This window comes from Peribacillus sp. QJM3NY_7, from assembly GCF_056173225.1.
Genome location: NZ_CM149663.1, coordinates 2,586,406 through 2,603,254 on the forward strand (window position 1 = coordinate 2,586,406; position 16,849 = coordinate 2,603,254).

Sequence of the window (16,849 nt, forward strand, 5' to 3'; positions counted from 1 at the left end):
AAATATACGTATTAAAATACTCAAACCTTCCTACTAATCCGCTCCACAATCTCCATCAAATCATCCGGCTTATGAAACTCAATCGGGGAAACGCCTTTATCGAACTCTATTGTATTGGATTCTATCATCAATACATACTTCCCATTAATCTTTCCTAAATGAATGCTTTCGCCAAAATCGGCTAACAGTCCTTTGACGGATGTACTGCCAAGCTTCATTCGCATTTCGGCTTCAGGTGTATGCTCGACAATCTGGGCTGTGGCTTCGACGACCTGATGGGTTTCAAGGCGTTCCTGGATTTCCCGCTTTTCACTGGTTTCCCAGATTTCCAGATCCTGTTCGAATTTCTGCAGTTCGTCACTGTTTTCTTCGAATTGAGCGGATACATGTTCATGGACCATGTGAATGACTTGATTTTTCATGATTTCCGGCATTGATTCCCCGTACTCCACGAATTTCAAAAAGTCCTCGAAGTAGCGGGCATGTGAGGCTTGGTGGATTTTCAGTTCGCCTTCTTCGACCATTCCTTCTTCGGGCATGTATGGGTATTGGATGGATTTCATATTTTTAGTGGTGATTGCCATTTCAACGTGCCTAATCAAGGTCCGTTCATCCGAAATCGAAGCAACTTTTGGCTCAAAATCACATTTTAGTAAGAAAACGAATGGTTCATCAAGATATTTCGTTAATTTTGCCGATGCGATTATGAAGACACCGCCACGGACGGCACTTGTATCAATATAAGACCGCGTGAATTGTTCGTTTTCCTCTTGGAATTCCTGTTTTGTTTTTGCATATCGAACACGGTTAAATACATTGTAATTAGGGTTGGAATCAAGTGCATGTCCTTCTTCGACAATAAAAGATCCAATTTTCGTCGGTATTTGTTCAGTTTTTGGATGACGGTCGACTTTCCGTTTGGAAATCTTCATCAATTCCCCATCCAAAAAATCCTTTAGAGGACTTTCTTCGTATTCTTCAGTATCAAGAGTTTGGAAATGTTTAAAACGCTTATCAGCCTGATCGCCTTTTCCTTCGACTTGGATTAAATAAAAAGACAGATAGGTAATTGCAAAATCCATGAATGTCACCTTCTTCAATTATTAAGCATAATTCCCGTACTTTTTTTAAGACTTAATAAGTATAGTGATGTACTTTGATTCCGTCAAACTATTGGCGCATGAATGATCAGAATAATATTGGAGTATTATTTCATAATAATACATATACAAAAATAACGAATGATCCAATATTGGATTAAAAATATTAGGACTTATACAAGAAAAAATTAATCGAAATACTCCAATAGCTCACTTTATTGATATTAAAATAATGAATTGTTCATCCTTATTTGTTAAATATTGATATTCCTGTTGAATATTAAGGATTCCCTTCCAAGTAAAATTCAAAAAACAGAATTTTACAATAATAAATCATTGACGAAGGAAGGGGTAATACGTATAATTTGAAAGTCAGACAATTCAGGAATTGTAGAAATTTGTCGAAATTTCTTCGATATAAATGGTAAGTGAATTTATTTGTCTGTAGTTTTCAGAATAGTCTATAAAATTTACGGAGGAAAGAACATGAGTATTTTTAGGAAGAAGTCCATTGAGGACTTGTTGAAAAACGCAGGTTCCGGCGGTAAAGGATTGAAACGGGAACTAGGAGCTTGGGATTTAACGATGCTAGGAATCGGAGCGATTATTGGGACAGGCATATTTGTATTAACAGGTACTGGTGCAGTGAATGCTGGTCCTGCACTTTCATTATCTTTCGTCATTGCTGGGCTTGCCTGTTTATTCGCTGCACTTTCTTATGCAGAATTTGCAGCTTCCGTGCCGGTATCCGGTTCGACTTATACGTATGCTTATGCAACTTTAGGTGAATTCGCCGCTTGGATAATCGGATGGGATTTAATTCTTGAATACTTATTGGCTGTTAGTGCCGTATCGGCCGGGTGGTCGGGCTATTTCCAATCATTTTTAAGTGGATTCGGAATTAACTTTCCAGAGAAATTGACGGCGGCACCGGGTTCGGTCGAAGGTGTCACGACTTATATGAACTTGCCGGCCTTTTTGATCGTCATGGCGATAACCTTTTTGATTTCCATAGGTACGAAACAAACGACTAGAATCAATAATATCATGGTCGTTATTAAAGTGTTGGTAGTGTTGTTGTTCATCGTTTCTTCTATTTATTATGTGAAACCGGAAAACTGGCAGCCTTTCATGCCATTTGGTATCGATGGAGTATTTTCAACTGCCGCCTTAATGTTCTTTGCTTTCATCGGCTTTGATGCAGTTGCATCTGCGGCTGAAGAAACAAGAAATCCAGGTAGGAATTTACCACGGGGAATTCTCGGTTCATTAGTCATTTGTGTAGTGCTTTATATGGCGGTAAGTTTGATCATGACTGGTGTGGTACCGTATGCACAATTCAGCCAGGCTCTTGATCACCCGATTTCTTTGGTCTTGCAAAGCGCAGGACAAAATTGGGTTGCAGGTATCATCGATCTAGGTGCCTTCCTCGGAATGACAACGGTGATTTTGGTAATGTTGTATGGCCAAACGCGAATTATGTTTGCAATGTCACGTGATGGGCTGATGCCAAAATCCTTATCAAAACTTCATAAAAAATATAAAACACCTTATGCAGCTTCATGGATATTTGGTATGATAGCGGCCCTATTGGGAGCATTCATACCTCTTGGTGAATTGGCAGAGTTGGTCAACATTGGAACATTGACTGCTTTTACGATGATTTCCGTAGCGGTTATCGTTTTACGTAAAACAAGACCGGATATGAAACGAGCTTTTTATTGTCCGGCAGTACCGCTCGTTCCTGGCCTGGCAATCGTTTTTTGTGTATTCTTGATGATTCAGCTAGGGAGTCATACATGGATAAGGTTTTTAATCTGGATGGCTATCGGAGTAGTCATTTACTTCGCTTATTCCCGTAAGCATTCCAACCTTAACCAGCAGGAAAAAGATCATTGAAAAAGACACTTTTTGAGCGTTTCAGTTTGACGACTAAAGGAGTTAGGAAGGCTATCTCCCCGAACCAAGATTTTAAATGAAAACTTGGTTATCCTACATGTTTTTGTTTTTCGCTAACTATTTATTCAGCAGGAGTGTCGCGAGCTTATCCAAGTGTTCGAAATGAGTCCAGCCTACAGTTTTTTCTTGAAAATATATTCCGGTTTATTGGAACGGAAGGTACGAGACTCCTACGGGAAAAGAGCGTCCAATTGAGACCCCACAGGCACCAAGAGGGCCGAGGAGGCTCCCGGACCGCCGGCGGAAAGCGAGTGCCCTACGTTCCAATCAACGTTCATATTCTACACTCTCTCAAAAAAAGTATACGGTCTGGGACACTCTCTGGAGTGTCTTTTTTTGTTTGGACATATATCGTTCATAAGTATTATGTGAAAGAAGAAAACTTTTCAAAGTGAATTAAGATAAACAGACTTTATGTCGAAATAGTATATAAGGGTTAAAAAATGGGGGGGCAATTTAATCATGAAAAGAATATGGAGAAATAAACAAAAGATAGATTCTATAGACTATACGCAATATAAAGAACACGTCAGTATCAATATCAAGGAATATCCTAGCGTATTGAATCAAGTGGAAATGATTCATTTGAGCATCGAGGATTTGTGTATAATTCGTTCTTTACAGGAACAAGTGAAGGAACATTTGACACAAATTGTAGGGAACTTTTATAAAAATCTAGAAAATGAACCCTCTTTAATGAAAATCATTAAGGACAATGGTTCTGTTGATAGGTTGAAAAAGACACTGCATCGTCATATGTTCGAAATGTTTAGCGGAACCATTGATGATGCGTATATTAAACAGCGTTATATTATCGCACAAGTACATGTGCGAATTGGACTTCAGCCAAAATGGTATATGAGTGCATTTCAGGATTTATTGCAATCATTGATCATTCATGTGATTTCCAACATAAAAAATATTGAGCAATATCAAGATAACATTCTGGCTGTCACTAAAATTTTTAATTTAGAGCAGCAAATAGTTTTAGAAGCATATGAACTCGAAAATGAGAAGATTCGCCAAAAAGACTTAGCAGAAAAAGAGACGATGAAACTACAGGTCAATCATAATGCAGAGGAATTGGCAGCAATCAGTCAAGAGACCAGTTCAGCAACTCAATTAATGGCAAATAAGGTAGGGGAAATTCATGATTTCACCCAAAAGGGGTCCGAGATTGCCATACATGCAGAAGGAAAGTCAAATGAGGGAGTGGAACTGTTACAAGGATTAGAGAAAAGATTGGTGAAAACGCAGGATCAAATGACGATCATTTCAAAAGATATGGAGCAGCTTTCCAATACCTCAAAGGAAATTGAACGAATTGTCACGATCATCACTTCAATTGCCGAGCAAACGAATTTGTTGGCGTTGAACGCAGCGATCGAAGCGGCAAGAGCTGGTGAAAATGGTAAAGGATTTGCGGTTGTCGCTGGTGAGGTAAGGAAGCTATCGGAAAATACCAAGGACTCGGTATCTGAAGTAGTGAAATTGGTTAATGGAATCGCTCATTTTACCAATGTCATGAACACGTCAATTTCCATGGTTAGCGGGGAAATTACTAAAGGCACGAAACAAGGAAAAGAAACGGGCATATTTTTTACTGATATAGCAAAGGCCATGCTTTCTGTGAAAGAGCAGAATATCAAGATCACCAAGGAAATGACAGAGCTGAATGAAATATTCGATGAAATTAATGAAGCGTTCAATCAAGTGGCCGTTTCCTCGGATCAATTGACTCAATTGACAATGAACTTGTAATGAAGTTGAACGGTTTTGCAGAACAGCTCTATGACTCATTTGTATTTTAATAAACAACTCGATAGAATATATCTAAAAACCCCCAAAGCAGTCTATAGAATATGAATAAACTATAAATAGGGATTTAAATTACTTCCCAATGGATGCCGTTAACAGGCTGCTCATTAAATCACTTGATAAAATATAAGTTTAATGTTATATTAATAAAGCGATGAGCTAATTTGTGTAAGTCGAAGAACAAGCTTTTAGCTAAACGTCGGGATGTGGCCTGACGGTTCTGCGCCACAAACGCATCAAAGACGCCTGCTGCGTGCAGGCGTCTTTTTCATTTTATCGTTTCTTTTTTTGCAGCTTTTACGTCATCTTTGAATTCTTCTTGTATTTCTTCTGTTATTCCCTTGGTTGCATCTTTAAATTCCCTAAGTGAGGTGCCGACTGCCCGTCCGATTTGAGGCAGCTTGTTCGGTCCAAAAACAATTAAAGCTAAAAGAAGGATTAAAATTAAACCGGGAAAACCAATGTTTGATAGCATAATCAGTCACTCCAATCAAATCTATTAGTTAATATTATAGACTCCTTCCATGTATTTGCAAATGGTATTTAGAATATATTATAGTGTTGAACATCCGATGATCTTTGGAAGACAAACGCTTTCAATTCCGTCTCCATTTTATCTTGCACATTCTATCTTAAAATATTTACTTACCCAAGTATGATATTCCCTAAAATGATATCAATGAAAGTGGGGGACGGATAGTGTAAGCAGAGTACCATTTGACGTTTTGGGCATGAAATTTTTTTGTTGAATGGGAATGATTAAACTTGCAAGTTTGATGATATTTCGGTATTATAACTATACAAGCTGCGTTGTTCGTAATGATAATTAAGTTTTAACCTTTAAGCTGTAATAGGGAGTTTTATATTGAAACAGGAATGTTATGCCTCGTCACTGACTTGGACAACAGGATTGCTTCTGCAAACACCCACTTTGAGGAGTGGTGGTTTAAAACTTTCTTACTTGAATACGGCAATGGCGGCTTACTACTTTAATAATTAGAAACCAGTCCGATAAGGGACTGGTTTTTTGTTGTTTTATGGTTTGGTACGTTGAAGATCCGTATAAAAAAAAGATGATATCCAGAAATTGCGAATACCATGTTAATAACCGGGTTATGTGAAGGCTTCAAAAATTATGAATAATATGTGAAAGTTTTTATTGAAATATCAGATAATTAGCATTTATAATAACGATTAGATAACTCAGTTCACTATTTGTATAAAATATGTGAGTCGAATATTTTTTGAATGATTACGTAAGCGCTATCATTTGGATGGAATTATTGCAGTCACCTAGAGAGGAGAAAGATTTTATGGCTAAAATTAATACGACCGAGGTAATTGGCAACAGTAAATTTAACCGCTTTCATTTAGGGTTGCTGGTATGGTGTTTTATCATTATCCTTTTTGACGGCTATGACCTTGTCGTTTACGGAACAGTCGTCCCGTTATTGACAGAGGAATGGAACCTTACTTCCGTGGAAGCTGGGGCCATGGGCAGCTACGGTCTATTTGGAATGTTGTTCGGGGCCATCTTCTTTGGTACCTTAGCAGATCGGATTGGCAGGAAAAACGTAATCGCGATTACACTTATTTTATTTAGTTTATTTACGCTTTTATGTGGATTTGCGGATACGCCTACGATGTTTTCGACTTTCCGATTCCTGGCGGGGTTAGGGCTTGGGGGCATCATGCCGAACGTCATTGCCTTATTGACGGATTATGCACCGAAAACGATGCGGAGCATGGTCGTTTCAATCGTTTTGTGCGGTTACTCATTCGGAGGGATGCTTGCGCCGATACTGGGCATCCTGGTTATGCCGACACTAGGTTGGGAATCAATATTCTGGTTTGCCGGAATACCATTGTTGTTTTTACCCTTCATGATGAAACGATTACCAGAGGCTTCGACCCATCTGATCAGAGTCAACAAAAAGGAAGAACTGATCAGAATATTATCCAAGGTAAGTCCGGAAAGTGAATTCGACATCAAGGACGAACTTGTGGAAGTGAAAAAAACAGAAGCCAATATGCCGATTGTTGGATTGTTTAAGGATTCCCGTACTCTTAGCACATTGATGTTCTGGATCGCCTTTTTCATGTGCTTATTGATGGTATATGGCTTGAATACATGGCTTCCAAAGCTAATGATCGAGGCAGGGTATGCGTTGAATTCAAGCTTAGGTTTCTTGATCGTCCTTCAAGGCGGCGCTATCGTAGGCACGCTAATCATCGCTAAACTTTGTGATCGTTTTGGTTCCAAGAAAATGCTTGTGCCGATGTATGCGCTTGGTGCTGTAAGTTTGACGCTATTGGGAATGGGAGGAAGCTCATTTTTGATTTACACATTGGTAGCGATTGCTGGAGCCTGTACCATTGGTGCCCAAAACCTTGTACAAGCCTATGTTTCCCAGTACTATCCGCCGAATATTAGATCGACTGCACTAGGGGTGGCATCTGGTATCGGAAGGATTGGCGGCATGCTCGGGCCCATACTCGGCGGATTTTTATTATCCATCTCGCTGCCCATCCAATTGAATTTCATCGCCTTCGCCATTCCGGGTCTCATTGCTGCAGTTGCCTTATCATTCGTTCCAGTGAAAATGGCTTATTATAAACATGATCACTCGGAACCAACTGAAGAAATGGGCGTAGAAGCCAATAAAATGAACGTCTTGTGAACTACATGCATGAAATGCAGTGCTTGGATACCCATGCTGTCATTTCATGCCTATTTGTTTTTTTAGTCTTTTTTGCCATAAATGAAATGGAAAATTGACAAGAAATAGCGTAAAGGTTTTCCAGGAGTTGTTTGGCGTGACCTACTTTTGAGAAAAGTTGCTTAAATGTTCATATTTTCGCAATATGAGTCACTCTTACTATAAAGAATAAATGTTAGAATGATGGTATGGATAATTAATTCTCCCTTGAAGTGGAGCGAACTAGAAATTAATCTCATCTTTTGTGAGGAGTCAATACTTTGAAAATTTTAAAACATGTAATTTTTTGGTTATGCATTATAGGGACATTATTCTCTATGATTTATTTCTTTGTAGCGGACATTCCGTTATATGTTAAATTGTTAGGCGGAGCCATCATCCTTTATCTTGGTTATGATCTAATAACAGAATCAAGGAAAAGAAAGCGTAAAGAAGCCTTGGAAGCTTAAAACTATATTAGGTAAAAGCCCTCTTTTGATAAGAGGGCTCAGGCTGTAGTCAAACTCGATGAAAATCGATTTGGCTACAGTTTTTTTATGGCTTGTACAATTTGAACGTTGATTGGAACATACAAACTGAGCCCTCTTTTGATAAGAGGGCTTTTTTAAGCGCATCAAGAATTGGGCAATTCTTAGTTTAATAATTTGACCATGGTATTCGGAGGGAAAAATTTCATGTATCGAGTGTCAGCAAACTTGTCAATAAGAGGAAAGTGATTTCTCGCCAAAAGTGGTTTTATAATTGCTTGAATTATATACAAGATAGTTAACATGAAGGTTTCGATATAGAAATGGTTTTTATCAGTGTCCCGATTCACCTTTCAATCTAACGAATCAAGGTTCAAATGAATTTTAAAAGATGTACGTATAAATTTTGAGATATATTCATCTGAATTTTCAAAATAATAACAAAAGAAAGCGTTGACATCTTTAAAAAGACAAATTATTATTTATTTGTACGGATAAATATTAAGAATATTTACACTTTTGTAAAATTAGTCCGTATTAATTATCGATTTATTTATCATTAAGATTTATCGGGCGGAGCAAAAAATATTAAATATATCCAATAGGGGGGATCTCAACCGTCAGAAAAAATTTCAGATATCGTTATCGAAATAGATAATTGCAACTAGATTCAAAGAGTAGACGTAAACAAAAAGGAGACTAAAATATGAATACAATGCAAACTTATAAGAACCCAATTGTTGAACAAAGAGCAGATCCTTGGGTTTATAAGCATTCGGATAACTATTATTATTTTGTTGCATCCGTACCAGAATATGACCGACTTGAAATCAGGCGATCTAAAACTATTCAAGGAATAGGTAAAGCGGAGGCTATTACTGTCTGGAGAAAAAATGAGACTGGACCGCAAAGCTCACTGATTTGGGCTCCAGAACTTCATTTTATAAAGGGAAAATGGTACATCTACTTCGCTGCAGCGAGAACCGACCAACCAGTAAACGGAACGTTCGACCACCGAATGTTTGTACTTGAGAATGAAAGTCCCGATCCATTAAAGGGAGAATGGATTCATAAGGGACAAGTTAAGACAGAATGGGAATCTTTTTCATTAGATGCTACCGCTTTTGAACATAAAGGTATTTTATATTATGTATGGGCACAAAGGGATTTTAACATTAAAGGTAATTCAAATATATATATTGCGGAAATGGAAAATCCTTGGACAATTAAGGGGCCGCAGGTAATGCTTTCAAAGCCTGAATTACCTTGGGAGACTATTGGTTTCCATGTAAATGAGGGTCCAGCAATGCTTAAAAGAAATGGAAAGGTTTTCATTACTTATTCATGCAGTGCAACAGATCATAATTATTGCATGGGTTTACTAACGGCTGAGGAAGATAGTGATTTGTTAGACCCTGCTTCTTGGACTAAATCTCCAAATCCTGTTTTTCAAAGTGCACCGGAAAATGGACAATATGGACCAGGTCATAATAGCTTTACAGTTTCAGAGGATGGGAGCGAGGATATTTTAATTTACCATGCTCGTAATTATACCGAAATTGAAGGGGACCCCTTGTATGATCCCAATCGCCATACACGGGCACAAGTATTTAAATGGAACCAGGATGGCTCTCCAAACTTTGGGATCCCATTACCGGATGCGGTGAATAAAAGTTAAAGTAAAAGCTAGTGATGAAATATTAATATTCAGCTTGGAATCTTTCTGCAATGCCGTGGAAAGATTCACTTGCATTTTAGCATAGTTAAATTTGACTTATATAATACGTAAAGGGGACCTTATATGAATGTTTCTAAAGGTTTTTGGAATTTTGGAGGACTATTTTATTTTTACTTTATAATTTGGGCAATCGTTCTTGGTTTCCTCCCATTATGGTTAGAAGATGTTGCCGGTCTTAACCCAAGTGAAACAGGCATTGTTTTTTCATCGATGTCATTAATTGCATTATGTTATCAACCTTTTTTAGGAATCATTTCAGATAAATTGGGATTCAAAAAAAACTTATTTTGGGTTGTCGTAATCCTTTTAATGTTTATGGGGCCTTTCTTCAGCTTCCTTTATGCCCCATTACTAAAAGCGAATATAGTTATAGGAGCAATTATAGGAAGTGTATACCTTAGTGCAGTATTCAACGGCGGGGTGGGGGTTGTTGAATCCTATATAGAAAGAGTGAGTCGTAATAATGGTTTTGAATATGGCAGGGTAAGGTTATTCGGATCTATAGCAGGGGCTACGGCCTCATTGATTGGGGGAGTAATGTTTGTAAAAAACCCTAATTCAATTTTTTGGTTTGCATCAGGTGCTGCAGTTTTTTTAGCTATCTTATTATTTATGGCTAAAATAGAAGGTCAAGACCATATCAAGTCAGGAGGCTCGAAGGATAAAGGAAATGAAATTAGTAAAAAAGCTGTTTTTTCGATATTTAAAATAAAGAACTTCTGGTACCTTTCATTCTTAATAATCGGCACGGCCGCCATATATGATGTGTTCGATCAACAGTTTCCTAACTATTATGTACAATTCTTTTCTTCTAAAGAATATGGAACGGATATATTTAGTAAGCTAGTCTCCATTCAAGTTGGACTTGAAGCCATATTAATGATTTTTGCCCCTGTGATCGTAAATAAAATGGGTGCTAAAAATGGGCTGATTCTTTTCGGTGTATTAACTTTCGTTCGTATTTTTGGAAGTGCAATAGCTACGGGTCCTGTTCTCTTATCAATATTCAGGTTGATTGCAGCTTTTGAAATGCCCTTACTCTTAGTTTCCATTTTTAAATACATTACAGGAGTATTTGATACTAGGCTAAGCGCAACCATTTATTTACTGGCATTTAATTTTGCGAAACAGAGTGCCATTACTATTTTTTCTTCCGTAGCGGGTAGTATGTATTCATTCATGGGTTTCCAAAACACATATTATTGCTTAAGCGCAGTTGTTTTACTTGTTACCCTTATTTCTTACTTTACTCTATCAAATGACAAAAAAATGCAAATCGAAATTAAACCGCCCCTTTATAGTGCAACTAACTAATAATCATGAGTTGTATTCTAATCGGGAACCAGTTTATGAAAAAGATTATCATAAATTATGTATGCGTTTTCAAATGTTTGATTGAAGAACTTTGCGACACTCCTGCAAGAAAAAATTGGTAGCCGAGACACCAAGACGCTTGCTTTGATGAGACTTGGCAGACAGTTGGCGGAATGGGAGCGGATTTCTGAAAAGCAGGAACGTTTTTTTATAAAAAAACGTTCCAGCTTTTTCTTTGAGTTTGTCTACAGTCTGATTAAAGGGTCTTATGCCCTTTAATTCTTTTACTGTCTAGGGCCCCATATAATGACTGAAACACCGACCAAACAGATTATAGCTCCAATCCAATCATATAAATCAGGGGTTTTCTTATCGATGCCCCACCCCCATAAAACAGAAAGAACAATGAAAACCCCGCCATATGCAGCATATACACGGCCAAAGGTAGGGAACGTTTGAAATGTTGCAATGATACCGTATAACACCAACCCGAAACCTCCGGCTAAACCTAGAAAAATGGATTTACCTTCTCTTAACCAAAGCCAAATAAGGTAACCGCCGCCAATTTCCGCCAGACCAGCCATAACGAAAATTACAATAGTAACCAACATATATGTATACCTCGCTTCCTCGTTGAAATTTTATCATAGATTAAACGGTAAATGATCATACTTTACAGTGTTGTTAGTAAATTAACTGGGCTTCACCGTTAATGCATGAATATGATTCTTCATATAATTTGGTTTTAGTATGATGAGGTTGAAATATATCGCTGAATATTCTGACTTCTTATTGACTTTTTAAAACGCTGTGTGTATCATTCACTATTAAGTGGTACTGACGTTGTGATGAGTTGGTGTAAAGGCATTAAAAACAACTTCAATCTAATAGAGGGAGGTAAATAAATAGCGGAAGTGTCATTACGTATAGAGGAATTTTTGAATAACTCATTAAAGGAGGCATTTTTATGGTTCAGGTGGATCTCTTGATAACGAACGCAAACGTTTTGACATTAGATGAAAAAAGTCGCATTGGAGGTTCTGTAGCAGTAAGTAATGGAATCATCATTGGAATCTGGACTGAAGCGAAACCACCTCGCGCGTCCATTGAATATAACAGCCGGACACAAGTTATCGATTTAAAAGGCGCAACATTGCTTCCGGGCTTTATCGACACCCACAACCATTTATTGATGTACTCACAGTTTCGAAAACAAGCAAACTGTAGCTCGCCCCTTAACCAAACCATTGAAGATATACAAGCCCGCCTTCTTTCCATGGCTAAACAAACTGAAAAAGAGAATTGGATTTTGGGTTTTGGGTATGATGATACTCTTTTAAAAGAAAAAAGGCATCCAACCCGTGCTGAATTGGATGCAGTTGTACCTGATCATCCCGTTTTCATCAGGCATGTATCCGCACACTTCGGAGTGGTTAATTCTGCAGCTCTTAAAATGGCAGGAATGGATGAAACTGTTTTGGACCCTCCTGGTGGACATCTAGGCAGGGATGGATCAGGGCAACTGAATGGTATTTTATATGAGCTGCCTGCCATGAATATGGTTGAAAAGAAGATTCCGGCACCGTCTTTGGATTTATTGGTTTCATTATTAAGCGAAGGCTCGAAGGATTACTTAGAAACAGGGATCACTACAAATACTGACGCCGGTGTAGGGTTGAATATGGGCATAGTTGAACTGGAAGCCCATCTTAAAGCAATCGCGGAAAGAAAAAATCCATTGCGAATGCGCTTAATGGTCATGCACAATCTCCTGCGGGAAGGAAATGAATTAGGAAAATATACTGCTAATGAACTTAATCTGGAAATTATTGAAAAGTCCTGCGGTCGTGCTCGTCTTGATAGTGCTAAGTTGTTTCAAGATGGGTCAATTCAAGGGTTAACAGCGGCATTGCGGCAGCCATACCATTGTAATCCTGGTGTTTCCGGAGACTTATTACACGAACAAAATGAATTTAATGAAGAAGTTCTTGATTTAAACAAAAGGGGGTTTCGCATAACAACGCATGGAAACGGGGATAGGGCCATTGGCTCCATATTAGATGCTTATGAATTTGCACTGAAAAAAAATCCACGCATCGATCACCGCCACCGAATTGAACATTTGCAAACCGTGACTAAATCCGATTTAGAACGAATGAAAAAGCTTGGCGTAGCAGGTTCATTTTTCATTAATCATGTTTATTATTGGGGGGACAGGCATAAAAAACTTTTTCTTGGGCCTGAAAGAGCCAACAGTATAAACCCCTTAAGAGACGCACTTCTAAATAACTTGCTATTTACTGTGCATTCCGATTGTCCAGTAACACCTATCTCACCGTTATTTTCAGTTTGGGCTGCAGTTAATCGCATTACGATGGGAGGGGAAGTATTAGGGCCTGAACAAAGGATAGACGTTGAGAGTGCACTGCGCTCAATGACGATATGGGGGGCGGAACTTAATTTTGACGAAAAGAATACCGGAAGTATCGAAATCGGAAAGAGAGCGGACTTCGTTATTCTTTCAGAAGATCCATTGAAGGTCGACCCATTGGAAATTAAGGATATTCCAGTTATCGCCACTCTCGTGAATGGTCAGGTTGTATACCAGAAGGATTGGAGTTTAATATATTGAAAAAAGTTGTTAAACTTAGCAAATTATGCGATGGAACGCATCATTAATAACCTTATAAAAGGAAAGGTGGAGAATTATGTCCCGCCGAAAATTAGCTGGTATATTCATAGGTGTGATCATTCCCTTCATAGCCATTGTTGGTATCATCCCTTTTATTGCGAAACTTGATTTCAGTGTAATGGGAATACCTATCCTTTATTTTTGGGTGTTTTTATGGTTTCCGTTGACTAGCCTTTGTCTTTGTATATCTTGGCATATTTATGATCGTCATCAATATAAAAATGAAAAGATGGGGTAGATGAGGAGGAATGGATAATGGCGGCGATTGTGTTTGGATCTATTATACTCTTATCAATTGGAATAGCATTGAACAGTCGGGGTGGTAAAGGGAAAGTTGGTGTTGAGGAATATTTAGTCGGGGGCCGATCATTCAGTGGAATATTACTATTCTTCCTCGCAGTTGGTGAAATTTATAGTATAGGGACAATGATTGGATTTCCAGGAGGAATATACGCCAAAGGTCCGGGATATGGCATCTGGTTTCTAGGTTATATACTTCTTGCTTACCCCATTGGATATTATATGGCCCCTTTAATGTGGAGAGCCGGGAAAAAATACGGGGCAATGACACTACCGGATATTTTCAAAGGGCATTATTCCCATAGAGGATTGGAACTGGTAGTGGCAATTTCCGCATTGCTCTTCATGATTCCTTGGGGACAGCTGCAATTTGAGGGACTCGTCGTGGCGCTTAACGCATTGGGGTTTAATTTATCGCCGACACTGTCAGTCATTGTTTCAGGGTGTTTAGCCTTTATTTATATATCGATATCAGGTGTGAAAGCTCCAGCACTCATTTCTATCCTTAAAGATATAATCATGCTTCTAGCGATCATAATCACCGGGTTAGTGGTTATAAAAGAAATTAACGGAGTGTCAAACCTATTCAATTTGGCTAAGCAACATGGAGCGATGGTTACGATAGATAATTCGGAAGATGTCGTTTTCAGCATGACCACTATATTTTTTCAAGCATTAGCCTTCTATTGCATGCCGATAATCGTTGCTGTCGTATTCACTAGTAAGTCAGAAGGTACGATTAAGAGAACGCAAAGATTTATGCCCTTGTACATGTTGATGTATCCGTTTCTCATACTAGCTTCATATTTTGCTCTTGTTTCAATCCCTGATTTAGACAATCCAAACCATGCCTTCATGGCAACAGTGACAAGCATCCTTCCTCCTTGGGCAGTTGGTTTAGTGGCTGCTGGGGCAGCTCTCTCGGGCATTTTAGTACTTGCCGTAACTAGTTTGGCGGTTGGAGGTTTAGTTTCCAGGAATTTATTAAGTAATGTTCCTGAAAAATCTCAAAGAAAATGGGTCCAAATTATTGTTCTTCTCTATCTGTTTTGTTCGATGGGGTTAACATTGCTGGCGCCGAGCTTGATGCTGAACTTGATCAACACAGCCTATTATGGTTTTGGGCAATTCCTGCCTGGATTATTATCGATTTTCTTTTTCCGCTCCATAAGACCTGCAGGTATTGCAGCGGGCCTCATTACAGGGGATCTGTTCGCCATAGGAATGCATCTTGCTCAGATGAATTTCTTGAATATTAATATAGGCTTAATTGCTTTATTGATAAACTTCACAGTTGCTTATGCCATCAGTATGTATTTGAAAAGAAAACAGAAAGCCCAGACCGCTTTTGAAGAACCAATTGCCTGCAATAGTATTGAATTAGAAGAAACCTATCCAAAAAACTCTGTCATTGTCGATTAATATTTCTTACGATAAGGTGCATTCAGATTTAATTCAACCATACATTATTGTAATAGGCTTAAATTCGTTAATATCCAGAAAAAAAAAGACCAGTTTTTTTACCTCTAACTTGGGTTGCAATACAGATGCAAAGGGTACTATACCTAAATAGGAATATAGTAATCTAGTTGAGGAGTTGCAGCCATGAAATCCCGATCATTTGCATACATGTTAGCGCTATTTCATTCAAGTATTGTCGGCCTATCTTTTTTATTCACGAAAATGGCGATTGCTGTATCGAATCCGCTTGATACTTTGGCGTTCCGGTTCACGATTTCTTTCGCCATCATTTTATTCCTGGTCGCCGTAAAAGTCATAAAGGTGAACTATTCTTGGGAGTCGGTTAAAAATCTTGTACCGCTTTCCCTATTATTCCCAACTCTTTTCTTTGCCTTTCAAACTTTCGGACTTAAGTATTCGCAATCCACCGATGCTGGAATTCTGTCAGCCGTCACTCCAATTCTAACATTGATGATAGCTGGATACTTCCTTAAGGAGAAAACATCTTTATATCAAAAACTTTCGATTGTCTTGTCGGTAGTTGGGGTCATTTTTATTTTTGTGATGAAAGGGAGCAGCATCAATTTTTCTGACATGCTTGGGATGGTATTGATCCTGCTATCCTGTATTGCAACTGCTTGTTATACAACGATGACCCGTTCACTTGCCAGGAACCATACACCAGGTGAAATGTCCTTTTTCATGATGGGAACAGGCTTTGTCATTTTTAATGCAGCTGCACTCGTTACCCATTTAAAACAAGGTACGATGGCGGAATTCTTTACACCATGGTCGAGCATGGAATTCATCAGTTCCATTTTGTATTTGGGAATATTGGCTTCATTGGTCACTTCATTATTATCCAATACGATTTTATCAAAAATAAAAGCTTCGCAAATGAGTGTGTTTGCCAATCTTTCCACTGTTGTCACGATTGCGGCAGGAGCTCTCATTCTAAATGAAAAGCTTACGATCTATGATATATTGGGTTCGATACTAATCATTTTAGGCGTAATAGGCACCAATTATTTTGGAGTGAAGAAAGAGCATTCAATAAAAGTGAATCTTGAATATAATGAAGGGAAATTGTAAATGAAAAAGGTCCATCCCAATATGGATGGACCTTTCGACTGTAGACAAACTCGATGAAAATCGAGTTTGTCTACAGTTTTTTTTGGCTTGTATAAATTTGGACGTTGATTGGAACGTAGGGCACTCGCTTTCCGCGGGCGGTCAGGGAGACTCCTGCGGGGTCTCCCCTAGACGCGCTTTACCCGCAG

At 38.4% G+C, this 16,849-nt stretch carries 13 protein-coding genes and 1 other RNA gene; 11 read left to right on the plus strand and 3 right to left on the minus strand.

The window, feature by feature from the left end; genetic code table 11:
* Positions 1-20: 20 nt before the first annotated feature.
* Positions 21-1,082 (minus strand): DUF3900 domain-containing protein, encoded by a 1,062-nt coding sequence (locus tag AC0VX1_RS12395; protein WP_072272954.1) that lies wholly within the window; start codon positions 1,080-1,082, stop codon positions 21-23.
* Between the two features lie 504 nt (positions 1,083-1,586).
* On the opposite strand from AC0VX1_RS12395, the gene AC0VX1_RS12400 reads away from it, so the two are divergent.
* A complete protein-coding gene (locus AC0VX1_RS12400) occupies positions 1,587-2,999 on the plus strand; it encodes an amino acid permease (RefSeq protein WP_187049371.1) in 1,413 nt (470 codons plus the stop codon).
* Between the two features lie 522 nt (positions 3,000-3,521).
* Complete coding sequence (locus tag AC0VX1_RS12405; protein WP_475471501.1) at positions 3,522-4,820, plus strand: protoglobin domain-containing protein; 1,299 nt, start codon at positions 3,522-3,524, stop codon at positions 4,818-4,820.
* Positions 4,821-5,145: 325 nt separating this feature from the next.
* Here AC0VX1_RS12405 and tatA read toward each other — a convergent pair whose 3' ends face one another.
* Entirely contained in the window at positions 5,146-5,352 is a 207-nt protein-coding gene (tatA, locus tag AC0VX1_RS12410; protein ID WP_187049373.1) for a twin-arginine translocase TatA/TatE family subunit, read from the minus strand.
* Between the two features lie 324 nt (positions 5,353-5,676).
* On the opposite strand from tatA, the gene ssrS reads away from it, so the two are divergent.
* The 5 genes from ssrS to AC0VX1_RS12435 all read left to right on the plus strand — a co-directional run bounded on the left by ssrS (position 5,677) and on the right by AC0VX1_RS12435 (position 11,116).
* Positions 5,677-5,864: non-coding RNA, 6S RNA (gene ssrS, locus AC0VX1_RS12415), on the plus strand.
* 326 nt (positions 5,865-6,190) lie between these two features.
* The gene (locus AC0VX1_RS12420; protein WP_475471504.1) at positions 6,191-7,558 is read left to right on the plus strand and encodes an MFS transporter; all 1,368 of its coding nucleotides are present in this window, start codon (positions 6,191-6,193) and stop codon (positions 7,556-7,558) included.
* Positions 7,559-7,857: 299 nt separating this feature from the next.
* The gene (locus AC0VX1_RS12425; protein ID WP_053534951.1) at positions 7,858-8,046 is read left to right on the plus strand and encodes a hypothetical protein; all 189 of its coding nucleotides are present in this window, start codon (positions 7,858-7,860) and stop codon (positions 8,044-8,046) included.
* Between the two features lie 724 nt (positions 8,047-8,770).
* Complete coding sequence (locus tag AC0VX1_RS12430) at positions 8,771-9,742, plus strand: glycoside hydrolase family 43 protein (protein ID WP_411740120.1); 972 nt, start codon at positions 8,771-8,773, stop codon at positions 9,740-9,742.
* A gap of 123 nt (positions 9,743-9,865) precedes the next feature.
* A complete protein-coding gene (locus AC0VX1_RS12435; protein WP_268565895.1) occupies positions 9,866-11,116 on the plus strand; it encodes an MFS transporter in 1,251 nt (416 codons plus the stop codon).
* Between the two features lie 284 nt (positions 11,117-11,400).
* Here AC0VX1_RS12435 and AC0VX1_RS12440 read toward each other — a convergent pair whose 3' ends face one another.
* A complete protein-coding gene (locus AC0VX1_RS12440; RefSeq protein ID WP_475471506.1) occupies positions 11,401-11,727 on the minus strand; it encodes a YnfA family protein in 327 nt (108 codons plus the stop codon).
* A 356-nt stretch (positions 11,728-12,083) separates the two neighbouring features.
* Here AC0VX1_RS12440 and AC0VX1_RS12445 point away from each other — a divergent pair, with 356 nt between their 5' ends.
* From AC0VX1_RS12445 to AC0VX1_RS12460, 4 genes are all read left to right on the plus strand, one after another.
* On the plus strand, positions 12,084-13,748 hold the full coding sequence (locus tag AC0VX1_RS12445) for an amidohydrolase (protein ID WP_475471508.1): 1,665 nt from the start codon (positions 12,084-12,086) through the stop codon (positions 13,746-13,748).
* Positions 13,749-13,824: 76 nt separating this feature from the next.
* Positions 13,825-14,046 (plus strand): DUF3311 domain-containing protein, encoded by a 222-nt coding sequence (locus tag AC0VX1_RS12450; protein WP_034312093.1) that lies wholly within the window; start codon positions 13,825-13,827, stop codon positions 14,044-14,046.
* Between the two features lie 17 nt (positions 14,047-14,063).
* Positions 14,064-15,530: a sodium:solute symporter family protein gene (locus AC0VX1_RS12455; protein ID WP_475471510.1), complete on the plus strand. Its 1,467-nt coding sequence runs from the start codon at positions 14,064-14,066 to the stop codon at positions 15,528-15,530.
* 183 nt (positions 15,531-15,713) lie between these two features.
* Positions 15,714-16,661 (plus strand): DMT family transporter, encoded by a 948-nt coding sequence (locus AC0VX1_RS12460; protein ID WP_475471511.1) that lies wholly within the window; start codon positions 15,714-15,716, stop codon positions 16,659-16,661.
* The last annotated feature ends 188 nt before the right edge of the window (positions 16,662-16,849 follow it).